This is a genomic window from Compostibacter hankyongensis (assembly GCF_039541075.1).
GTDB lineage: Bacteria > Bacteroidota > Bacteroidia > Chitinophagales > Chitinophagaceae > Compostibacter > Compostibacter hankyongensis.
Genome location: NZ_BAABFN010000002.1, coordinates 971257 through 993886, shown reverse-complemented (window position 1 = coordinate 993886; position 22630 = coordinate 971257). Strand labels below are relative to the sequence as shown.

Sequence of the window (22630 nt, the reverse complement as noted above, 5' to 3'; positions counted from 1 at the left end):
CACTATTCCTCCTGCTGGGTATTATATTGTGAAAAGAAGATTTTTTTCAGACGCATCAGACATTTATACTTCTGGTTTTTGGCATTGTCGGTATTGGTATACCCATATCTCTCCATGATCTCCTGCATAGAGGATTTCCGCAGATAATAATCCTCCAGCAGCGTGCGGCAGGGCTCTCCCAGCGCCACCAGGGCTTCGTTCATGATCTCGAACTGCCGGTCCGCCTCTTCATGTTTGAGGAGCGCCTCCTCCACAGGCACCTGCTCTTCCATCGTCTCGGTCAGCCGTACCTGGCGCTGATCCTGGTGAAGCCGCTTCAGCCAGAGGTGGCGGCATACCGCATACAGGTAAGTCTTGAGGCGGCTGTGCAGCTCAAAGGTCGGATCGGCTGCTTTATCATAGAGGACGATGAGCGCTTCCTGAAAAATATCTTTGGCATCATCTTCCGTTCCGCTGTTGCTGACCACCAGATGCCGGGCCACGGGGTAATAATCCTTATACAGTGACTCCACAGCATCTTCATCCTGCTGCATCATGTTTCTCAGCAGCAACCGGTCCTCAGCAAGCCCGCCCTTTACGTCCTTATTCACTTATTTAATACACTTTAAAGATAATGGTAACCCAAAATAACCGAAAAAATTTTTTACAAAGATGGGTTACCTTTTCCCAATTTACGTATAAACTGGTATAGAATTTGAAAATTACTTATTTCCAAATCTTAAACGTAAAAACAAAGTATCATGAAAAATCTGATCAAAGTCGGTCTGTTTGCTATGGCTTTTGGCCTGTTTGCAACCGCATGTAACCAAGGCACCGGTACCGGTGACAATCAGGACTCTTCCGCCATTGAAAATGCCGCCCCTGAAGAAACTGCTCCGATGGATCAGCAGGCTCCTGCAGACCAGGCTCCCGCTACCGATTCCAGCGCAGCTGCACCGGATACTTCCGCTGCTCAGTAATATTTAAGGCTGAAAAGATAAAAAGCGTCCCCCCTCAGGCGGGACGTTTTTTTTTGCCGGTAACCGACGCTGATGGTCTAAAGAAAACGGCCCGTACGCGTGTACAGGCCGTTTTTTTGTGCTATCCGGGGTTTTCGTATTCGGTGCCTTTCTTATTCAAAAGTATAGCGCAGTCCGATCTGGCCCTGCCAGCGGGAGCTTTGCAGCCCGATATCGTCGATATTGGCCACGGTTTTGTATTGCGATTTGGCGGGCGTATCCTTATAGTTGAAGGTAGGGGTGGTGCCGTCTGCTTCGAAACCGGCGAAATCCACCAGCCCGTAATTGCCGTAGCTCATGCCGGCATAGTTGGTATATATCCGACCCCATTTTTTGTTGATCAGGTTCCCCAGGTTGAACACATCAAAGGTCACCTCCAGGGTATGGCGTTTCCCGTTTTGCTGATCCATAAAGAATTCCTGGGCGAAGTGCAGGTCCAGGATACTGGTGAAGGGGGTGCGGGCGGCAAATTTTTCCGCATACTGACCCCGGCGATCGCTGAGGTATTTGTTTTTCTCAATAAACTTGTTCAGGGCTTCCCATTGCTCATCGACGCTATGCACGGTCCCGTTATTGTCGGTATAGGGTACGAGGTTGATATCATTGCGGTCTTTGGGGATATACATGATATTCAGGCTGGTGCCGTAGTCTCCGTCCATGGTAACGCTTTGGTTCTTGGCGGCATTGTAGTATCCGTAGGAGAACGGTGCGCCGGACTGGCCGTTATAGAACAGCGAAAGGGTGGTGGCAAAGTGTTTAGCGTATGCCTTCCGGTAGGAAACAGCGGCTACCACGCGGGAGCCCAGGTTATAGATGGAGTAGGAGAGGTTTACATCGTTCTTGCCGTTGATATTCGGTACCCGCCACTGAGAGCTGTTTTGCGATGACTGTCCGTCGTTCATGGATTTCGAGCTGCCATAGGTGTATCCCACGCTGGCAAAGAAGCCGTTGTCAAACGATTTCTGCAGCTGCAGGCTGATGTTGTACGCGTAACCTTTGTTTGTATTGGTGACGTACATGATATCGGTATAGTGCTGCAGCACTCCGGTGCCGACATCCTGCCAGATCGTGCGGTGGTCGCCGCTTTCACCGGTCAGCGTCTTGCCGCTGGGGTTGTACCGCAGATTGTAGTACAGGACGTTATTGAGGTTTTTGGTGTAGATGCCTTCGAGGGTGCCCACGATACCCCAGGGCAGCTTCCGGTCTACAGCGAGGCTTGCTTTCAGCACCTGGGGCAGCTTAAAGTCGCGGTCCAGCATGTCTACCTCGCCAGAAGGAGCGGCAGTAACGGTGGGCTGCTGCTGCCAATCGGGAATGAATTGGATGGGATCCCCGTTGTTGTCGGTATTTTGCCAGGAGATGCCGCCGAGGGTAACGCCATTGGTATTGTAGGGACTGCCCAGCCATACATAAGGGATGCGGCTGGTAAAGATGCCTACCCCGCCCCGCAGCTGGGTGGTCTTGTCTCCGTCTGCATCCCAGTTGAACGAGATGCGGGGAGAAAGCAGCGGAACCGCCTTGAAGGCTTCCCCGGTGCGGGCGTTGACCGCTTTGCCGTCCGGCAGCTTCAGCTTGGGAAGGACGTTTTCATTGAAATCTTTGTTTTCGGCGGGCTGATCCAGCATGATGGGCATGTCCGCCCGCAGACCGAAGGTCAGCTTAAAACGTTCGCTGAGCTGGTAGTCGTCCTGTGCATACAGTCCCAGCTGCAGGGCCTTGAACTCGGCGGCGGCCTTGGTGTTGTCGCCCGTCTTGTTGTCCAGCGCAGAGAAGGTGCGGTTATAGGCCGTAGCCGGCCGGTCGTTCAGGAAGTCGTCGAGATTGGCAAAGGTATAGGATCCGTAGTTCTGACGGATAAAGACGTTGTACATGTTGTAGTACTCGTTGTGCGTACCCAGGGTAATGGTATGTTTGCCCTGGTAAAGCTGTACGTTATCCGTAAGGGTGATGACGTCCTGTTTCAGCAGGTTGGCCGTAGAAAATTCCTCACTGCCGAAGTATACGCCTTCTTTCTGGATGCCGACATGGGGAAATTCTTTTCCCATAGGCTTCCGGTCGTCCCGCACGATGTTGACACCCACGAGCAGATCGTTGGAGACCTTGTTGTTAAAGAGGCTTTTCAGCTCGGCGGTAGTAGCGTTTGTGGTGGAAGGAAAGGCGATGCCTTCGTTGGCGAAGGCAATGCTGCTGGCGCTGGAGTTGGCGGGGCTGATGCTGTTGCCGTGTGTATATTGGTGACGGATGGTAAATTTATGCTTGTCGCTGATGTTCCAGTCGATACGGGCAAACAGCTTGGTACCGTCCAGGGACTCGGTATTGCTTTCGTAGCCGCCCGGATCATAGCCGTATCCCTTTAGCTTGGCGATCAACTGCGCGAGATCATCCTGACTGGCAGCATCCGCCCCTTTGCCGTCGGCATAGGTGGTGTAGGTGAACGGCTGAGGCGTTTCTCTCCGGTCGATCTCCACATTGGCAAAGAAAAACAGCTTGTCCTTTACAATAGGCCCGCCGAGCCGCAGCCCATAAGTTTTGGAGCTGAAGGGAGCAAACTTCTCCGGCTTCTCGTCGGGGTTGTCTGTCGGTTTCTTGCCGGCCAGGTCCTCATTCCGGAAAAGATAATAGGCAGATCCCTGGAAATCATTGGTGCCCGAACGGGTCACCGCATCGATAGCGCCTCCGGCGAAACCGCCCTGCTTTACATCGTAAGGGGTGACATTTATAGTGATCTGGTCGATGATATCCATGCCGAAGGGAGAGATGCCGATCTGTCCGCCGTTGGCCCCGTTGCCGGCCAGCCCGAACACGTCGTTCTGGATGGCGCCGTCTACCGTGATGGCATTATAGCGGCTGTTCATGCCGGCAATGGATACGCCCGGGTTACCGCCGCCGTCTTTGGTGATCTGGGCCTGCGGGGTCATGCGTACGAAATCGGTATAGTTCCGTCCCACGGTAGGCAGGGCTTCGAGTTGCTGCCGGCTGAGGGTGGTGCTGACGCCGGTATGGTTACCGTCAAAGAGATTATTACGGTCGGCCCTCACTTCCACTTCGCCGAGGGTAGCGCTTTTTTCGGTCAGCTTGACATTGAACCGCGAGGTCTGACCCAGGGTGAGGTTGATGCCTTCTTCCTTGTATTCATTATAGCCCAGAAAGGTAACGTTGAGCGTGTACGGTCCGCCCACGTTCATATTGGGCAGATTGTAAAAACCCGAGGCATCGGTGACGGTGCCGTAGCGGGTGCCGGTAGGGCCGTGAACAGCTACTACCGTAGCGCCGGGGAGACCGGAGCCGTCACCGCCGGTGACCCTGCCGTTGATGGCAGACGTGGTTACCTGGGCGGAGGCGGTAATCATACAGGAAAGGAGGGAAAAAACGAATAGTAGAATTCTTAGCGATTTCATAAAAGTGCAGTTTATTCCGATACAAAGAACGGAAATATTCGGGCACGACCCCCGCGTGAAAAATTAACAAATTATGAACTGCGGGGTTTGGGGGCGGGGTCATGGGTCGGTAGTCATGGACCGCCTGGGATTTTTATGCATAAAATGCGCATTTTCAGCAAGAGAGCCTTTTACTCTTTACCTTTTGGCTTTCACCTTACTGTGAACCAAACCAATAGCCCGGATTGTTATACCTTTGCTTCGGCTTACAGGAGGCCGTTTTAACTTTAACGATATGTTGGATACTATAGAAGCTGCGATAGCGGATATTAAGCTGGGAAAGCTGGTGATTGTGGTGGACGATGAAAATCGCGAAAATGAGGGCGATTTTGTCACCGCTGCGCGGAATGTGACCCCGGAAATCATCAATTTTATGTCGCACCACGGCCGGGGACTGATCTGTGCTCCCCTTTCCGAGGATATCTGCGACCATCTCGGGTTGGATATGATGGTGGGCAGGAATACCGCCCTCCACCAGACGCCTTTTACCGTATCGGTGGATTTGCTGGGGCATGGCTGCACTACGGGTATTTCGGCGCACGACCGCGCCAAGACCGTGCTGTCGCTGGTGGACCCGGATACCCGGCCGGACGACCTGGCCCGTCCCGGGCACATCTTCCCGCTGCGCGCCCGGAAAGAAGGCGTGCTGCGCCGTACCGGTCATACGGAGGCCACGATCGATCTGGCCCGCCTGGCGGGTTTTGAGCCGGCCGGCGTGCTGGTGGAGATCATGAACGAGGACGGTACCATGGCCCGCCTTCCCGAGCTCCGGGAGATCGCACGGAAATTCGATCTGAAGCTGATCGCCATCCGCGACCTCATCGCCTACCGGATGCAGAAGGAGACCCAGATCGCGGAAGAGGTCCGGGTACAGATGCCCACCCAGTATGGCAATTTTGAGCTTATTGCTTTCCGCCAGCTCAATACCGGCGAAGTCCATATGGCGTTGAAGAAGGGCAACTGGGAGGAAGGGGAGCCGGTGCTGCTGCGGGTGCATTCTTCCTGCTTTACGGGAGATATCCTGCATTCCCTGCGTTGCGACTGCGGGGAGCAGCTGCATGCCGCCATGGAGATGGTGGAGCAGGAAGGCAAGGGACTGGTGCTGTATATGAACCAGGAAGGACGCGGTATCGGCCTGATCAATAAACTAAAAGCTTACAAGCTGCAGGAGCAGGGAAAAGATACCGTCGAGGCCAACCTGGAGCTCGGCTTCCGGATGGACGAACGCGATTACGGCATCGGGGCCCAGATACTCCGTTACCTGGGCATCACCAAGATACGGCTGATGACGAACAACCCGAAAAAGCGGGCGGGTCTGAGCGGTTACGGGCTGGAAATCGTGGAGAATGTGCCTATAGAAGTATGTCCCAATCCGCATAATGCCTTTTACCTGCAGACCAAACGGGACAAGATGGGGCACGAGATCCTGAAGGGATAGCCGGTTTATTCTTCTGCGTCTTTATTGGGCGGCGGCGGTATCCGCCGGAGGCGCCTGCTGCGTGCCCGGCAGACTGTCCTTGAAGAGGATAGGCGATGTCCGGAGGCCGCCCGGGGGCTTGGTCGAGGGTTGCAGACTGTCCGGCCGTGCGGCCTGCCGGATACTGTCGATATGCGAAGTATCTTCCTGCATGGCTTTTTCCTGCAGCTCCCGGAAACGCTGCGCACGTATAGAATCCTGGTACCGCTGTTCCCTGCGGGAGACAAAAAATTCATCCAGCGCATCAAATTCCCGGCGATAGGCCATGCCCACCCCATTGCGGGTAAGACTCTGGTTGCGCAGCACGTCGTAGTTGTTCCGGCTGAAGGCGAAGAACCGGAAATGCCCATCGGGGGAAATGAGATATTCCAGGCGGAAATCCCCGGCGAAATAGCTGTTGGAGCCGATCTGGTTATTGGCGGTATTGTTATATCGTCCCCAGTCGATAGAAGGCCCTACTTCCACCCTTACCCGGTTGTTAAAAAAGCTTTTTCCTACGTTCAGCTGTACGTCGTTACGCTGGAGCGGATCGCCCTGTTCCCCGCCGGCAGTGCCGGAGTAAGTGTTGTAGTTGAAGTTGAGGTCCACGCCGGCGTTCCGGAGCTGGCGTCCGAAGACGTTGTTCAGCACGCCGTTCAGCTGTGAGGATACCCACATGCCGGCATTGCTGAGCCCGCCGGCGCGGAGCACCCCCCCGCTGGTAGCCGAGGCCGAAGGAATAAACTGCCCCGCGAAAAGAAGGCCCGTAACCTGGGTCAGCAGGTCGTTGGGGTTTTGCCGGATCTGCACCAGCTTGGCAGTGGCAAAGACGCTGGTGCTGATACCCGATTCGGGCAGCTGGATATCGTAGGTGATGTCGGGTTTTTTCAGGGATCCTTTCAGATTGAGCAGCACATCCACTTTTTCGCGCTGGCGGTCCTGCGGAGTGGGGTTGATGGTGCTGCCGCTGACTTCCATGTCGGCCGCGATCAGGTCATACAGGGTAGCGCCGCCCGGCACATGATATACGGCGGTAATGTTGACATTGGCGTCGGAGGGATCTCCGCTCCAGGTGATGGTACCGCCTTCGTTGATCTGGAATTTGCGGTTCAGCAGGTTGTGAAAGGAGAAGTTGTAGAAACCGCTTTCGATCACATAATTGCCGTAGAGGCTGAAGTCGCCCCCCACCCGTACGTTCATCTGCAGGGAGCCGTTGCCGCGGGCGCTGATGCGGTCGCCGCTGTTGGGATCCACGATCACATCAATGGTAGCGTTCGGGTTCATGACGGCGTTCAGGTGAACGGTGAGGTTGGTCTTTACGGCATTGCCGGACTGGGTGCTTTTCATTTCCTTGCCCAGCTGCTGGAAAATGATAAAATCATGCTTGCCGATATCCTTTGCATCGGAGAGCGGCAGGTAAAGATGGGTGTTTTTCTGCGGCGCCACGGTAACATCCATCTGCATATTGTTCAGCGGGCCATAGAAATGCAGGCGGCCGGAGGCAAATACCTGTCCGTAGTAAAGGGGATTGTCCTTTTCGGTGGTGTTGAGAAAGCGAAAGTTGCTTCCGAGCACGCTGAAATCGAAGCGCAGGTTTTTGAAATGCTGGTGGGTGGCTTTTCCGGTCAGCACGGCGGTATGCCCCATGTCGTCGTGCAGGGTAAGCGAGCCGGCGTCTATGGCGTTGTCGGTAAAGGTGATGGTTTCGTTGGTAAAGCGGTAGTAGGTGCCCAGGTAGTTTACCTTAAGCCGCACGCTGTCCATTCGCACCTTGCCCAATAGCAGCGGGCTTTCGGTATTGCCGCCCAGCGACAGCTGTCCCGTACCGGTGCCGCTGAACTCGCTGACATAGTCGCCCAGGAAGGATCCCAGCAGGCTGATATCGGTATGGTTCAGGTTGAACTCTCCTTTTAGCTGCTTGTTATCCGCCGTAAGCCCGACCAGGCCTTTCATGGAGAAGTTACGGGCCGGGTCGTCCTGTTTTTCCACGCTCCATTCGAGCTCGCCTTTTTCTTTGTCATAAGCGGCGCGGGTCTCGAGCAAACCGATAGAGTCGTTGTTGATCCGGAAGCGGTCGGCTTTCAGTCCCCCGCTGATCTGCAGCTTGTTGAGCGGGTCCAGCACGCGAAACTGCCCGTTGACGGTGCCTTCCAGCCGGTTGTCGCCGCTGAAGAAGCGGGTGAAATCCCGGATATTGACCTGCTGCACATTGACCAGAAAAGCAGGGGCTGCGCCCGAATCGGTCTTTTCGGAGCTGAGGCTGATCTTCTGATCGTTGTGAAAGATGTTGAAGTTGCTGACGCTGACGGATCTTTTTTGCAGGATGATCTCGTTGTCTGAGGGGATATGCCAGTCCTTGTTGTTGATCAGCAGCTCGGAGTTCAGGATGCTCACCTTGTATCCGTCTTCCGGGGTGATCAGGCGGGCATAGATATCCGCATTGTTCCCGGAGGTGTTGGATTTTGTCCTGAAGTTGATATAAGAAGTATCTGCATGGGATACGGTCCTGATCCGCGCATTGGGGAGAAACAGGCTGTCACCCACATATACCCCCTGCATGGTGGTGGTGAGGCCCAGCATGCTGTCGGTTCCGCGTCCGCTGATTTCAATGTCTTTGAACAGGTAGCGATCGTACCCGAAAGAAGGAACGGAGGCGGTCAGCGTCAGCGAATCGCTGCCGGTATTGATATTACCGCGGATATAGCTGTCGTTAAGGCCGCTGAAGCGGCCGGATACGGCCTGCAGCATCTTTTCCACCTTCCCCAGGGAGAGGGTGAAGGAAAAGTTTTCCGGGAGGAGGGGACCTTCCGGTTTTTTTATCTTATGGGGAAAATAACGGTTCAGCAGGGAGCCCACGGCATCGGGAAGATGCTGGATATTGAACCGGCCCCGGAGGGTGCCGGCTATTTCATTACCGGCAAGGGTAAGCTGTTTTTCACCGTTCACGACGTCGGAGTGCAGGGAGAGCGAATCGATTTCCACGCGGTTGCTGTTCTTGTACAGCGAGATTTCACGCAGCCGTGCCGTACCCAGGAAGTTGTCGATATTGTTGCCGGTGAAGTCCAGGTTCAGCCTGCCGCTGAAGGTAACCGTGTCGCGCGTGAGGTGGAGGGCATACAGGTTGCTGCGGTTGATGAGAGAGCGGAAGTTGAAGATGGGCAGGCTGTCATTGAAATCGATGGCGCCCTCGAAATTCAAGTCCAGGTTGGGATCGGCCACAGCAAGGGAGCCGTTGAAAAGCTTCCGGTTAAAGGTACCGGCCGTGCTGATGCCTTCGTAGGTATAATCGTTGAGCTCCAGCTGGCTGATATTGGCGTCGACCCGGGCATTCAGGGTATTAAAGTCGAACCCCTGTCCGTCCAGCTTGGCATTGAAGCTGGCGGCGCCCGCCCGGGCGATGTGGAAGAGCTTGCCGACATCGAACCGGTCGGCCGACAGGTTCCCGGAATAGACCACGGCCCTGTTATTTTTCCCGAATTTCATGTTCAGGTCCGATTGCAGGTTGCCCAGGTTGGTGTTGAATTTTCCGTAAGCCACGAAATCGTGAATAAAGCCGGTAAAGTTGCCTTCAAAACGTATGGAGCTGAGCAGGGAAGGGTCGATGGTCTGCTGTTCCTGTACTGCGGAAAAAAAGCGTTGTATATCGGGGCCGTTGGTGAGCAGCTCGTCGGCATGGAAGTCGATAAAGGTTTCGTTGATGTCGGGAAGTCCCCGCATTTTTATCCGGCCCCGGAGACGGGAATCGCCGGAACGGATCTCTGAGAAGGTGCCGCTGAGGTTCTCCACCGTGCCGTCCGCATTGCCGTTTACGGTAAAATCCTTTTTCCAGGTAGAAAGCGCCGGGGCGAAATAAGCGATATCGTCGGAGGAGATCACGGAGTTTTTGATGTTGGCCCGCATGATCACGCTGCTCACATAATCGCTCATATCGCTGAAATCGCTGAAGTTCATGCTGTAGTAATCCCTGAGACGGCTGCGGTTGGTACGGAGATCCAGGTCGGCAAATTCCATCTGTACGGGCGACAGCTTGAAGCGGGATTTCAGCTGATCGATGCGGAGGCCGCAGCGTTCCTTTGCCGAGAGGCTGACGCCGGTGATGATGGAGTCGTCCCGCAAGTGGAGGTCGTCGAAGCTGGCGTTGATATCATATACGGCAATATGGGCCGGGTCGAAACCGCTGTTCAGCTTCGGCTGTTCTTTTTTGATGAGGGCAAAAGCCCCCTTTGCCAGTTCCAGCTTGTCTACGCGGATATCCCAGTGGTCCGGGTTCCAGCGCAGGGCGCCGGAGCTGTCGGCCTCAGGCGCAGTGCCGGGGGAAGCAGCTGCTGCGGGACGGGGAGGCCGGGAACCGGTATAGTCTGCGATCACGAAGACCGGGTGGTCCAGCTTCAGGGTATGGATCAGCAGGCGGTGCTTCCGCAGATCGAGGCTGCGGGCATCGAGCTGCAGGGTGCCGATATCGGCGAACATGTCCTGGCCGAGCCAGGCATCGGTTTTGTTCAGCCGTACGTTTTCCAGGCTGAGGCGGCGCAGGGCCAGGTTGGGAGGCGGCTGGCTGCCGCTGGTATCCGGGGAGGCAAATACGTCGAGCAGGAACTGGTAATTCCAGGTGGAATCGCCTTTATGGCGGCGCAGGTTGACAACGGCATCCTTCAGGTATATCCGGCGGAAGTCGGTTTTCGCTTTCAGGAAAAAGAAGTCGTTTACGGCTACTTCCAGCCGGCCCGCATACAAAAGCGTATCTTTATGTCTGTCTTCAAGGTAAGCCCCGTCGAGGGAGAGACGGTCGAAAAGCCGTAGGCTCACATGCCGGATACTGACGCGGGTATGCAGGGTACGGGAGAGACGGTTGGTAGCCTCCCGGACCAGGAAGTTCTGAACGGGGGGGATATTGATCAGTACCGTGGCCAGCAGCAGTAGTCCCAGTATGGAAAAAAGGACAATGGATATTATTTTGAGGGTTCTTTTCAGGCGGCCGCTGGTTTTGGGATATGATTTTACGATACAAAAGTAACCAATCGCAAAATCTTTACCAATGTTGCGGGGAGTTGCGGCGCAGGGAAATATTAGTTGTTATTCCACCCGGGTGACCTTGATCATATTGGTCTGCATGTGCTTCTGGACGGGTATGCTGCCGGTGTTGACCACCACATCGTCTTCCTGCAGAAAGCCGCGTTCCTTCAGGATTTCGATCTGGTCAAAAATAATGGCGTCTACGCTTTCCTCTTCCGCATAGTAAAAGGCCCGTACCCCCCAGCTCAGGCTGAGCTGGTTCACCAGGCTCTGTACCTTGGTAAAGATGTAGAGCGGCGCCTTCGGACGGTAGCTGCTCAGCATAAAGGCGGTATAGCCGCTTTGGGTCATGCCGATCAGCGCGTCGGAATTGACATCCTCGGCGATGCGGCAGGCATTGTAGCAGAGCGCATCGCTGATAAAGGAAGGGGAATGCTGTTTGGGCGTGAGGTTACGGTTGTAGATGATGTCCTCTTTCTCCACCTCTTCGATGATCTTGGTCATGGTTTCGATCACCAAGGTAGGGTGCTGCCCCATGGCGGTTTCACCACTGAGCATGACGGCGTCGGCGCCCTCCAGCACGGCATTGGCCACATCGGTGATCTCGCTCCGGTTCGGCTTGGTGCGCTCCATCATGCTTTCCATCATCTGGGTAGCCACGATCACCGGCTTGGCGCGGTGGATGCATTTGCGAATGATGCTTTTCTGGATCATGGGTATCTGCTCCACGGGCAGCTCCACGCCCAGGTCGCCCCGCGCGATCATGATGCCGTCCGATTCGAGGATGATCTCGCGGATATTGGTGATGGCCTCGGGCTTTTCGATCTTGGCGATGATCTTGATATCGCTTTTGTTTTCTTCGAGGCGGGCCCGCAACCCTACGATGTCGTTCACGTTCCGCACAAAAGAGAGGGCTACCCAGTCCACTTTCTGAGCGATGGCGAAGTCCAGGTCCTTGATGTCCTTTTCGGTCATGGCCGGCAGGGATATCCGCGTATCCGGCAGGTTGACGCCCTTGTTGGAGGAAAGGATGCCGCCGATGGTCACCATTACCTTCACCTCGTTGTTCGGCGTAACTTCTTTTACCAGCACTTCTATCTTGCCGTCGTCGATCAGGATCTTGTTCCCGATCTTCACATCATTATGCAGATTGGGGTAGGATACATATATCTTTTCCTTGGTGCCGGTGCATTTTTCGTTGGTAAACGTAAGGATGTCCCCCGGCGCTACGGGCAGGGCGTTGTTTTCGATGAGGCCCACCCGCAGCTTGGGTCCCTGCAGGTCGGCCAGGATGGCTACGTTGTAAGGCTCCGTATGGTTGATCTTCCGAATATGCCCGATCACTTCCAGTTTGTCTTCGTAAGTGCCGTGGGAGAAGTTGAGCCGGAAGACGTTCACTCCGGCCTGCACCAGCGACAGCAGCTGGTCGTACCTGCTGGAGGCCGGGCCGACGGTGGCCACGATTTTTGTTTTGTGGGCTGAGTGAGAACGTCCGGCGGCATGGTTCATGCTTTTGTCGACGTACTTGGAAAGATCGCGTGATTTCGTCATAATCTAATAAGGTATGTTTATACTACGTATGATCTTAAGGCGGCAGCCCGTTGCAGGGTGCGGCGGGGCCATCGATCAGCTGGCCAGTATGCGGTAAAGACCGAACCATTCTTCCCCGATCTGCTCGGTGGTCTTGATGGCCTGTTCGAAAGGGGTGTACCGCACCTCGTTGTTGATGACACCCGCCATATGGCTCTGGTATTTACCTTCCAGGAGGGCTTTTACGGCCGCATAGCCCAGACGGCTGGCAATGATGCGGTCCATGCAGGAGGGGGAGCCGCCGCGCTGGATATGCCCCAGGATGCAGACGCGGGTGTCGAAGCTGGGGATTTCCCTCCGGACCACTTCCGCCATCTCGGTGGCGCTTCCGTGGGGACAGCCTTCCGCCACCACGATGATGTTCACCAGCTTCTTCCGCCGTTCGTTATCCTGCAGCGCCGCTACGATGTTTTCGATATCCGAAGGACGTTCGGGTACCATAATATGCTCTGCGCCCGTGGCAAGACCGCTGTACAGGGCGATGTATCCCGCATCGCGCCCCATGACCTCGACGATAAAAAGACGATCGTGCGCATCTGCCGTATCCCTGATCTTGTCAATGGCGCTGATGGCGGTGTTGGCCGCCGTATCGAAACCGATGGTAAAGTCGGTGCCGGAAATGTCTTTGTCGATGGTGCCGGGGAGCCCGATGCAGGGAATGCCGAATTCCTGGCTGAAAACGTGGGCGCCTTTGAAGGAGCCGTCGCCGCCGATCACCACCAGGCCGTCCACGCCGCGTTTCTTCAGGTTCTCGTAGGCTTTTTTCCGCCCTTCGGGGGTGAAGAATTCTTTGCTGCGGGCGGTTTTGAGGATCGTTCCCCCGCGTTGTATGATATTGGCTACCGATTTGGAGTCCATGGGCACGATATCGTCCTGGATCATGCCCCTGTAGCCATACATAACCCCGAAAACATTCAGCTTGTGATAAATACCTGTTCGCACGACCGCCCTGATGGCGGCATTCATACCGGGAGCGTCACCTCCGGAAGTTAGTACCGCGATGTTTTTTACTTTTTTCACTTGAACCTGTTTGTCTTTTTGAGGGACACGGGTTCGTCTTGCACATCCCCGTTGGTCCGCCAGCCTGTTTTCTCCGTGTCCATTGCCGTGGCACAAGGCCTTTGATGCCCTGCGGGCCGGCTTACCCTTCTTCCCGGAAGGCACAAAAGTACAGTTTTGGAACCGGATTTATGCAAATAAATTGGGGTCGTCTTCCAGGCTTTGCACCACCAGTTCGGCGATGTCGAGCACTTCTGCCTGCTCTTCCCTGTTTTCGGTCTTTATGCCGTCGCTGAGCATGGTCATGCAGAAGGGACAGGCGGAGGCAATAACGGCGGCCCCGGTGCTCACGGCCTGCCGGACCCGGAGCTGGCTGACCCGGAGCTTGCCTTTTTCCTCTTCCTTAAATGCCTGTCCGCCGCCGGCGCCGCAGCACAGGCCCCGGCTGCGGCAGCTTTTCATCTCGGCCAGCTCCGCATCCAGGGCTTTCAGTACCTGTCTGGGGGCTTCGTAGACATCATTGGCCCTTCCCAGGTAGCAGGAGTCGTGATAGGTGATCTTTTTCCCCCGGAAAACGCCGCCCTCCTTCAGCCGGATCTTGCCCTGGTCGATCAGCTGCTGCAGGAACACGCTATGATGGATCACCTCGTAGGAACCGCCCAGCGCGGGATATTCATTTTTTAAGGTGTTAAAGCAATGCGGACAGGCCGTGACAATTTTTTTTATATGATAGCTGTCGAGCGTCTGTATGTTCTGCTGGGCCATCAGCTGGAAGAGCAGCTCATTGCCCGCGCGGCGGGCGGGGTCGCCGGTGCAGTTTTCTTCTTTCCCCAAAACGGCAAAGCGGATGCCGGCCTTTTTCAGGATGGCGGCGAAGGCCCGGGTGATCCGCTGGGCGCGCTGGTCGAAGCTGCCGGCGCAGCCTACCCAGAAAAGCACTTCGGGGGATTCGCCCGCGGCGGCCATTTCAGCCATTGTCTTTACAGGCATAGGGTCGATTTGATAATTTGGTGATTTGATAATTTGATGATTTATTTCATCATAGTTTTAAATGTTTTGGGGTGGCTTCATCCTCAAATTGGCACATTGTTACATCACCAAATCAGCACATCAGCACATCACCAAATCAGTTTATCCACTGCTCCCGTTCATCGGGGCTGAACTTCCAGGGGGCCCTGTTGTTCTCAATGTTCCCGAACATGTCGTTCCAGGCTGCCGGGGCCCGGGATTCCTCCATGACCAGGTAACGCCGCAGCTGCAGGATGATATCCAGCGGGTCGAGACCGATGGGGCATTCTTTTACGCAGGCGCTGCAGGAGGTGCAGGCATTCAGCTCTTCGGCGCTGATATAGCCGTCGAGGAGCAGCTTTTCCTGATCCTGAGGCGGGCTGGCGTCCCGACTTGTCTTTCCCAGCGTTTCGAGCCGGTCCCGGGTATCCATCATGATCTTACGGGGAGATAGCCGCTTCCCGGTCTGGCTGGCCGGACATGCTGCCGTGCAGCGCCCGCATTCGGTGCAGCTGTAGGCATCCATCAGGTTTTTCCGGCTTAGGTCGGCAACGTCGCGCGCCCCGAATTTTGCGGGCAGGGCGTCGCTTGCGCTGTCCGCCGCGGCGGAGGGGTCCAGCATCAGCTTTACCTCCCGCTGTACCGCCGGCATATTGGTCATCTCGCCGGAAGGCGTCAGCCGCTTGTAATAGGCCGCCGGGAAAGCCAGGATGATGTGCAGGTGCTTGGAATAAGGCAGGTAGTTCAGGAAGGCCAGCACCCCCGCAATATGCAGCCACCAGCAGGTCCGCTCCAGGGCCCGGAGGGCGGAGGCAGACCACCCGCCGAACAGGGTGGCGAGCAGACCGCTCACCGGAAAAGTGCCGGTCCGCAATCCGGGGTTTGTGGTTCGTTGTGCGGCCTGGTCGGCGGCATTCATGGTCAGGAAGAGCAGCATCAGCACGATCTCGGCAAGCAAGATAATGTTGGCGTCCGATCTGGGCCAGCGGGTCATTTCGGGGCTGTGAAAGCGACGGATCCGAAGGATGTTCCGCCGGGCCAGGAAGAAGACGCATCCCAGGATGACCAGCACCGCCAGTATTTCAAAAAAACCGATCAGCAGAACATAGCTGCCGCCCATCGGGACCATAAAAAGCCGGTGGGTGCCCAGGATACCGTCGAGCACGATCTCCAGTATCTCGATGTTGATGATGAGGAAGCCGGCATATACCAGCAGGTGCAGCACGGCGGGTATCCATTTCCGGAACATCTTTTTCTGCCCCAGGGCCAGCAGCAGCACATTACGCCAGCGCTGCCGCTCCGATCCGGAGCGCATCGTGCTGCTGCCCAGGAATATATTGCGCCTGATTTCCCGCACTTTCCGGACAAACAGATAAACGGCGACGGTCAGTAGAAGGATAAACGCAACTTGCTGTAGGAGAGGCATGGTCTGTGTTTACCGGGCTAATTTACATGAATTGTCCATTGAGCCCAAAAAACCAGGTACCCGATGCCGGTATATAACGATGGCGTTATACCGGAAAATGTATAATATTGCGGCTATGCAGACAATTATCCTGGACGAGGAAAAAATCCGGTGGAAGGTCCGCCGGATGGCTTATGAAATTTATGAGCGGAACAGCGACAAATCCGAGATCATACTGGCCGGTATTCCGGACCGCGGAACGGTGCTGGCCGGCATGCTGGCCGCCGTGCTGCAGGAGATCGCCGGCTTCCGCATCCGGACCGTTGCCCTGGAGCTGGACAAGGACCGTCCGCTGGATGTAAAGGTGGTGCCGGCGACGGACTTCGACGGCACGGCCGTAGTGGTGGTGGATGACGTAGCCAACTCGGGACGTACCCTGCTGTATGCCATGAAGCCGCTGCTGGAAAAGCTGCCCGAGAAAATACAGACGGCGGTGCTGGTGGACCGCATGCATAAATCATTTCCCGTACTGGTGGATTATATCGGGTATTCGCTTTCCACCACGTTGCAGGAGCATATCTCTGTGGATATCCGGGACGGCTGCATCCGGACGGTTTACCTGGCATGAGCCGGTACCCTGCGGGAGCGGCAGTGCAGTCCGCCCTGCTTCAGAAATAAAGGGGATGGAAGCGCGCCTTTCCTTTGGACGTGATCTCCAACGCCGGCGCCGGTATCTTGATCGTATTGAGCACCTGCAGCAGCACGCGCACGGCTTTGTGGCGGCTGTGTATCTTGGTAAAATCAATATCCGGGGAAACATAGAATTGCCGTAGCCGCGGAAGATGGCTGTAGTCGCGGTGGATGCCCTCATCGTCCGTCCAGATGTTATCCCGTCCGCCAAACATGTTTTTGCCGCCGTAACCGAAGGCCAGGTTCAGCCAGGGCGGCAGGTTGCTTCCGGGCAGGCATGCGCGCAGGTTGACGCTCAGCCAGTAAGTTTGCGTGTTGTAATCCTTCAGGATGTTTTCCATAAAAGGGGCTCCGAACAACGTTTCGGCACGCCGGTGCAATACGGGATCGCGGCGGTAGGATTCGGTATGGGCGGAGAATTTCAGCTGTATGCGCTGCTCTCCCCAGGTCAGCTGCTGCGCCGCCAGCAGGGCGCCGCCGGCCGCATTGGCCAGCATATCTTCTGCGGAGAACCCCCACTGTGCGGAATAGCCATCCAGTATTTCTACGACGGTCTGGTAGCCAAATCCGGTAAGGGTCCCTATCCATGCGCTTTTTCGGGGTGTCATGCCGGTCCACTCCCAAACCGATGTGGCATAACGACTCAGGGTATACGTCGTAAATGCATGTCCGGCTTTATCCATCTGGTACCATTCCGGACCGTCGTTAAAAAAATGAAAATGGCTGCGGGGATAATTTTTGTACCAGTACTGGTTAAGCAGCAGCAGGGAGCCGCCATACAAGGCGATGCCTGCGCCGGCTACCGTCCATACCCTGCCCGGCACCACCGTATCGGGAGGGGAGAGCGGCTGCGCCCTGCCCGCGAAGCCGCAAAGCATGATCCCGGCAATGAGCCGCAGGCGACGGCAGGCCTCCAGGCAGCGGCGCATCGCTATTGCAGTTTCAGGTCGTCTATGATGGCCGCGATCCGGCCGGCCAGCTGCTCATCCAGCTCATCATATCTGCTTTTATCGGGCAGGGCGTCCTGTACGCTGAAATAAAATTTGATCTTGGGCTCTGTGCCCGAGGGCCGGGCGGAGATCTTGCTGCCGTCCGCCAGCAGGAACTGCAGGACATTCGATTTCGGGAGACCGGTAATGGGAGCCGTTGTACCGTCTTTCGGATTTTTTGCCTGCTGTAGCTGGTAATCATAAATAGCGGTAACCGGAGAGCCGTTGACCGCCCGCGGAGGGTTTTCCCGGAACTGCTGCATCATGGCAGCGATCTCCGCCGCACCGTCGCGCCCCTTGCGGGTGATAGACAGCAGCTTTTCGAGGTACATGCCTTCTCTCTGGTAAATGGAGATCAGCTCGTCAAAAAGCGTCTGTCCGCGGTCCCTGGCCACGGCGGCCATCTCGCAGATAAGCGCTACGGCCGATATGGCATCCTTATCCCGGGTTTTGTCGCCGATCATATAGCCGTAGGATTCCTCTCCTCCGCAGACGAAGTTGAGCTCATCTTCATGCTCTCGGATCTTTTCGGCGATCCACTTGAAGCCGGTCAGCACATTGAAGCAGCGGATACCGTGGCTTTTTGCAAAGCGGTCTATCAGGTCGGTGGTCACGATGGTCTTGCAGACATAATCCTTATCGCTGCTGATCCCTTTTTGCTTGCGGGCGCTGATCAGGTAGTTGAACAGCAGTACGGCGGTCTGGTTACCATTCAGCAGTATCCATTTGTTTTTATGATTTTTAACGCCAACGGCTACACGGTCTGCATCGGGGTCGGTTCCCAGCAGGATATCCGCTCCGATCTCCTCGGCTTTTTTCAGCCCCAGGCTCATGGCTTCGGCTTCTTCGGGATTGGGGTAGACCACGGTGGGGAAGTTGCCGTCGGGGGTAGCCTGCTCCTCTACGATGTGCAGGCTGGTAAAGCCGAACCGCTTCAGGATCTCAGGCACGAGGGTAATGCCTGTGCCGTGTATGGGGGTATAAACGATCTTCAGGTCATGCTGCTTTTTGATGATGTCCGGATTTACCGACAGCGCTTTTACCATATCCAGGTAGGCATCGTCGACCTCCTGTCCGATAAGGGTGATGTTATCGGCCTGTCCTTCCCATTTTACCGCTTCGGGGGAAGTGATCCTGTTTACCTCATCTATTACGTTTTTATCGTGGGGCGGCACCAGCTGCCCGCCGTCGCTCCAGTAGGCTTTATAACCGTTGTATTCCTTGGGGTTGTGGGAGGCGGTGCAGACCACGCCGCCGTGGCAGCGCAGGTGCCGTATGGTAAAGGACAGTTCGGGCGTGGGGCGAAGGCTTTCGAAGAGAAAAACGCGGATGCCGTTGGCCGCCATTACCTGGGCGGTGATCTCGGCAAAGCTGCGGCTGTTGTTGCGGCTGTCGTGCGCGATGGCGATGCGGATCTCGCCCTGCACCGATTTTTTCAGGTAGTTGGCAAAGCCCTGGGTGGCCATGCCGATGGTATATTTGTTGATGCGGTTGGTGCCGGCGCCCATGATGCCGCGCAAACCTCCGGTACCAAATTCCAGATTCTTGTAAAAGGCGTCGGCAAGGGCCTCCGGATTTTCTTTTTGCAGTTTTCTGATCTCGCTTTTCGTGGCCTCGTCAAAAGGGCCGTCCAGCCACTGTTGTGCTTTTTCCTGAATATTTGCTTCCATGGGATTATTTAAGATTACAGAGTAAAATAAAGACAAAAAAAGAGAATACCCATACGAATGTCCTAAAATTATACCTGTCCAATTGCTATTTTTGCGCCATGAGGAAGTATGAAGATACCTGGCGGCACAAGGGAATGCGGACAAAGCTGGTGGAAGGTCTGCGTGAGAAAGGAATTGCCGATGAAGCCGTGCTGCAGGCTATCCAGCATATACCCCGTCATTTTTTCCTGGATACGGCCTTCGAGTCCATCGCCTATGAGGACCGGGCTTTCCCGATCGGGGAGGGGCAGACCATTTCCCAGCCTTATACCGTAGCTTACCAGACCCAGCTGCTGGAAGTAAAGCCTTTTGACAAGGTGCTGGAGATCGGTACGGGCAGCGCCTACCAGTCCTGCGTGCTGGCGGAGCTGGGCGCTCATGTATATACCATCGAAAGACAGAAAAAGCTGTACGAACAGCTAAAGCATTTTATTTTCCGTACCCGCTACCCGACTATCAAGTTTTTTTACGGGGACGGTTATGAGGGACTGCCTACCTACGCCCCGTTTGACAGGGTGATTGTTACCGCCGCCGCGCCGGAGATACCCCGTAAGCTGCTGGAGCAGCTGAAGACCGGAGGCATGATGGTAATTCCTGTCGGTGGTGCCGCCGGACAGCGGATGCTCCGGATCACAAAAACCGGAGATGATGATTTTGAGGAGGAAGCTTACGATAATTTTTCCTTTGTACCCATGCTCAGCGGGAAAGGACATTAGTTCATATCTCCGCCGCCCTGATCCATCATCATATTGTTATCCCCGCCACCCTGCTGCGACTTGGTTTTGGCTTTGCGCTTGAACAGACCCACGTCCTGCTTTCCGAAGCGGTAGCTGAAGTTGATCTTGAAAACCCGCGACATCCGCTTACGGGTGGCGTCCTGGATAAAGTATCCTTCCGATACGGTATGGGTAAACCTTTGCTCGGTGTTGAAGATATCCGAGAGGCTGAGTGTCAGCGAGGCGGCCCGGTTTTTCAGGAAATCTTTCCGGAGGGCGATATCCATAGAGCCGTTTCCGCGGATCTTTCCCTGCGGGATCACGCGGGGCGCTTCGTATTCGCCGGTGAGCTGCACGACAAAATTCTTGGGCAGCCGGGTCTCGGAATTGAGCTTGCCGAAGCCGCTGAAGCCGGAGTTCGAAAGGTTGCTTTGTATCTTTGAGGCATCGATATCGGTCTGGAAGACGTTCACGTTGGCCGTTACGTCCCACCAGTTGGTGAGGGCTGTCTTGAGCGTGATCTCCGCACCGTAGGTATTGCTGGTGTTGGCATTGACATAGGTGCTCAGCAGGGTATCTTTGGATATCGGTATTACGTAAGAGGTGATCAGGTTGTTGGTGTTCCTGAAATAAAGGGTAGCCAGCAGGTTGGTGCTTCCGAAAACGTTGTTGTAGGAAAACTCAAAGGAGTTGGTGTATTCCGGCAGCAGCTCGGGGTTGCCCTGGCGCAGGTTCTGCGGATCTTCATAATCGATCCGGGGAGAGAGCTGCCAGAAATCGGGCCGCTCGATCCGGCGGGAATAGTTGAGCTGCAGCTGCTGGTTCTCGTTCTGGCCCAGCTGTTGTGTCAGGAACAGGCTGGGGAAGAAGCCGGGCTTGCTATAGGAAAAGGAGTAATTGCTGTCCAGCATTCTGCCTTCGTTCTCATACTGCTCAAAACGCAGACCCGCCTGATATCCGAACTTGCCGAACTTATCGGCGTAATTTAGGTAAGCGGCATAAGTACGTTGCTGGAACTTATAATCATACGAAGCCAGCGGATCCTTTACATATTCCTTGCCGTTATCGTCATAGTTGTTCATGGTGCTGTAATTCCGGCTGTCGGATATCCGGGCCCGGACTCCGGCTTCCAGCTTGGCTTTTCCGTTCCGCAGGGGATTGGTATAATCCGACTGGAAATCATACAGCGTGGCGCTTCCCCCGCTTTCATACTGCTGCAGGAAAGGATCGCGAAGCTGCTCGCCTTCCTCACCGAAATAGGTGGTCTGGTAGGTGCCGCTACCCGGACCTTTGAATCTGCGTATGCTGGCCTGGGCGGTAAGCTGTTCTTTTTCCTTTACAAAATCATGGGTATAGTTGAGCTCCCCGGAGAGAAAATGAAAGGTGCGGTCTTCCCGGGTGTCGCGTATGCTGGAGGAATCCGGTACCTTGCCGGAGCCGCTGTAGGTGTTGTACTGCATTCCGTCCGAGGTATTGTTACCGCCGCCGATGGCGCCCTGTATGTTAAAGGTATTGCGGTTATCCATAAAGTAATCGAGCCCGATCCGGCCCACCTGGAAAGGTCCCTTTCCGGTCTCATCGGATTTCTGGTCCAGGAAGCTGCCGTCGGAAAGGTTCTGCCGGCTGGTGGTGCCTTTATGGGTACGTTTGCGGTAGTTGGCGAAATAGTTCAGCGAAAGGTTAAACGGCTTTTTATAGATATTCAGGCTTGCCCCCCCGTTGTATTCGGGCTGGTTGCTGAGGCCGCCCATAACCATGCCGTTAATACCGGGCTTGCGGTCTTTTTTCAGAATTACGTTGATGATGCCGCTCATGCCGGAGGCATCGTATTTGGCGGACGGGTTGGTGATGATCTCGATATCCTGTATCTCATCGGAAGGGATCTGATCCAGCGTAAGGGGACTTTCCCGGCCGTCTACGAAGATGGTGGGCGTGCCGTTGCGGAGGGTGACGTTGCCGTCTACATCCACATTCACCGTGGGCACTTGCCGGAGCGCGTCGGTGGCGGTGCCGCCCTTGCTGACGAGGCTTTTCTCTACATTGAAGACCTTTTTATCGATGGCCAGGTTGAAGGCGCTCTTATCCGCCGTTACCACCGTTTCCTCGAGGGTATGTGTACTTTGACTGATCTTCAGGTTGCCCAGGTCCCTGTCGCTGCTTTGCGGGGTAATGGAGAAGCTTTTGTAAAGCGGATCGTAACCGACGAAGTTTATCCGCAGAAGATACTTGCCCGGGGCAAGTTTTTCCACATCGAAGCTGCCGTTCTCCTTGCTGAGCACGCCGGTCACCGTTCCGGAATCGGCTGCACGCAGTATCCCGACGGTGGCAAACCCGACGGGCTTGCCGCTTTTGGCGTCAAACACCTTTCCATAGGCGTGTCCGTTCTGGGCTCCGCCGCCCGGTCCGCCGGGTTGCTGGGCTTTCAGTACAAAGGGACATAACAGCCATAAACCGATTACGACCAGGAATATTTTTCTTTCGCGCATTGCAACTTGTTGTGACGTCAATGACCAGACAATATGTCTTCTTTTCCGCGGCGGCTGACCTGCCGCTTGGGAAAAAGGAGTACAAAAATAGTGCAGAGCGGCGAGGGGTTATAAAATATTGTGATGAAAGGAGC

At 55.4% G+C, this 22630-nt stretch carries 14 protein-coding genes; 4 read left to right on the top strand and 10 right to left on the bottom strand.

Going from position 1 to position 22630, the window contains the following annotated elements; genetic code table 11:
* Positions 1-2 precede the first annotated feature (2 nt).
* On the bottom strand, positions 3-590 hold the full coding sequence (locus ABD851_RS08785; RefSeq protein ID WP_344978322.1) for an RNA polymerase sigma factor: 588 nt from the start codon (positions 588-590) through the stop codon (positions 3-5).
* 150 nt (positions 591-740) lie between these two features.
* On the opposite strand from ABD851_RS08785, the gene ABD851_RS08780 reads away from it, so the two are divergent.
* Positions 741-959 carry a hypothetical protein gene (locus ABD851_RS08780; RefSeq protein WP_344978320.1) on the top strand — a complete coding sequence of 73 codons (219 nt, stop codon included), beginning with the start codon at positions 741-743 and terminating at the stop codon, positions 957-959.
* A gap of 152 nt (positions 960-1111) precedes the next feature.
* Here ABD851_RS08780 and ABD851_RS08775 read toward each other — a convergent pair whose 3' ends face one another.
* Positions 1112-4396 (bottom strand): TonB-dependent receptor, encoded by a 3285-nt coding sequence (locus tag ABD851_RS08775; protein WP_344978317.1) that lies wholly within the window; start codon positions 4394-4396, stop codon positions 1112-1114.
* A gap of 274 nt (positions 4397-4670) precedes the next feature.
* Here ABD851_RS08775 and ABD851_RS08770 point away from each other — a divergent pair, with 274 nt between their 5' ends.
* Positions 4671-5873 (top strand): bifunctional 3,4-dihydroxy-2-butanone-4-phosphate synthase/GTP cyclohydrolase II, encoded by a 1203-nt coding sequence (locus ABD851_RS08770; protein ID WP_344978315.1) that lies wholly within the window; start codon positions 4671-4673, stop codon positions 5871-5873.
* 21 nt (positions 5874-5894) lie between these two features.
* Here ABD851_RS08770 and ABD851_RS08765 read toward each other — a convergent pair whose 3' ends face one another.
* The 5 genes from ABD851_RS08765 to ABD851_RS08745 all read right to left on the bottom strand — a co-directional run bounded on the left by ABD851_RS08765 (position 5895) and on the right by ABD851_RS08745 (position 15927).
* The gene (locus ABD851_RS08765; RefSeq protein ID WP_344978312.1) at positions 5895-10697 is read right to left on the bottom strand and encodes a translocation/assembly module TamB domain-containing protein; all 4803 of its coding nucleotides are present in this window, start codon (positions 10695-10697) and stop codon (positions 5895-5897) included.
* A gap of 267 nt (positions 10698-10964) precedes the next feature.
* On the bottom strand, positions 10965-12455 hold the full coding sequence (gene pyk / locus ABD851_RS08760; protein WP_344978310.1) for a pyruvate kinase: 1491 nt from the start codon (positions 12453-12455) through the stop codon (positions 10965-10967).
* 75 nt (positions 12456-12530) lie between these two features.
* Positions 12531-13514 carry a 6-phosphofructokinase gene (gene pfkA / locus ABD851_RS08755; RefSeq protein ID WP_344978308.1) on the bottom strand — a complete coding sequence of 328 codons (984 nt, stop codon included), beginning with the start codon at positions 13512-13514 and terminating at the stop codon, positions 12531-12533.
* 168 nt (positions 13515-13682) lie between these two features.
* Positions 13683-14483 (bottom strand): (Fe-S)-binding protein, encoded by an 801-nt coding sequence (locus ABD851_RS08750; protein WP_344978306.1) that lies wholly within the window; start codon positions 14481-14483, stop codon positions 13683-13685.
* Between the two features lie 136 nt (positions 14484-14619).
* Entirely contained in the window at positions 14620-15927 is a 1308-nt protein-coding gene (locus ABD851_RS08745; protein ID WP_344978303.1) for a 4Fe-4S dicluster domain-containing protein, read from the bottom strand.
* 115 nt (positions 15928-16042) lie between these two features.
* On the opposite strand from ABD851_RS08745, the gene ABD851_RS08740 reads away from it, so the two are divergent.
* On the top strand, positions 16043-16534 hold the full coding sequence (locus tag ABD851_RS08740; RefSeq protein ID WP_344978301.1) for a phosphoribosyltransferase family protein: 492 nt from the start codon (positions 16043-16045) through the stop codon (positions 16532-16534).
* Between the two features lie 40 nt (positions 16535-16574).
* On the opposite strand, the gene ABD851_RS08735 is transcribed toward ABD851_RS08740, so the two are convergent.
* On the bottom strand, positions 16575-17525 hold the full coding sequence (locus tag ABD851_RS08735) for a DUF2279 domain-containing protein (protein ID WP_344978299.1): 951 nt from the start codon (positions 17523-17525) through the stop codon (positions 16575-16577).
* Positions 17526-17527: 2 nt separating this feature from the next.
* Positions 17528-19255 (bottom strand): phospho-sugar mutase, encoded by a 1728-nt coding sequence (locus ABD851_RS08730; protein WP_344978296.1) that lies wholly within the window; start codon positions 19253-19255, stop codon positions 17528-17530.
* 98 nt (positions 19256-19353) lie between these two features.
* Between ABD851_RS08730 and ABD851_RS08725 the strand changes: the two genes are divergently transcribed.
* Positions 19354-20010 (top strand): protein-L-isoaspartate(D-aspartate) O-methyltransferase, encoded by a 657-nt coding sequence (locus tag ABD851_RS08725; protein ID WP_344978294.1) that lies wholly within the window; start codon positions 19354-19356, stop codon positions 20008-20010.
* Here ABD851_RS08725 and ABD851_RS08720 read toward each other — a convergent pair.
* Positions 20007-22496 carry a TonB-dependent receptor gene (locus tag ABD851_RS08720; RefSeq protein ID WP_344978292.1) on the bottom strand — a complete coding sequence of 830 codons (2490 nt, stop codon included), beginning with the start codon at positions 22494-22496 and terminating at the stop codon, positions 20007-20009. The genes ABD851_RS08725 and ABD851_RS08720 overlap by 4 nt on opposite strands.
* Positions 22497-22630: the final 134 nt, after the last annotated feature.

Coding starts and splice junctions, on each gene's coding strand:
- ABD851_RS08730 (WP_344978296.1), bottom strand. CDS start 19,255: ATGGAAGCAAATATTCAGGAAAAAGCACAACAGTGGCTGGACGGCCCT.
- ABD851_RS08735 (WP_344978299.1), bottom strand. CDS start 17,525: ATGCGCCGCTGCCTGGAGGCCTGCCGTCGCCTGCGGCTCATTGCCGGG.
- ABD851_RS08720 (WP_344978292.1), bottom strand. CDS start 22,496: ATGCGCGAAAGAAAAATATTCCTGGTCGTAATCGGTTTATGGCTGTTA.
- ABD851_RS08750 (WP_344978306.1), bottom strand. CDS start 14,483: ATGCCTGTAAAGACAATGGCTGAAATGGCCGCCGCGGGCGAATCCCCC.
- ABD851_RS08745 (WP_344978303.1), bottom strand. CDS start 15,927: ATGCCTCTCCTACAGCAAGTTGCGTTTATCCTTCTACTGACCGTCGCC.
- ABD851_RS08725 (WP_344978294.1), top strand. CDS start 19,354: ATGAGGAAGTATGAAGATACCTGGCGGCACAAGGGAATGCGGACAAAG.
- ABD851_RS08775 (WP_344978317.1), bottom strand. CDS start 4,396: ATGAAATCGCTAAGAATTCTACTATTCGTTTTTTCCCTCCTTTCCTGT.
- pyk (WP_344978310.1), bottom strand. CDS start 12,455: ATGACGAAATCACGCGATCTTTCCAAGTACGTCGACAAAAGCATGAAC.
- ABD851_RS08780 (WP_344978320.1), top strand. CDS start 741: ATGAAAAATCTGATCAAAGTCGGTCTGTTTGCTATGGCTTTTGGCCTG.
- ABD851_RS08770 (WP_344978315.1), top strand. CDS start 4,671: ATGTTGGATACTATAGAAGCTGCGATAGCGGATATTAAGCTGGGAAAG.
- ABD851_RS08740 (WP_344978301.1), top strand. CDS start 16,043: ATGCAGACAATTATCCTGGACGAGGAAAAAATCCGGTGGAAGGTCCGC.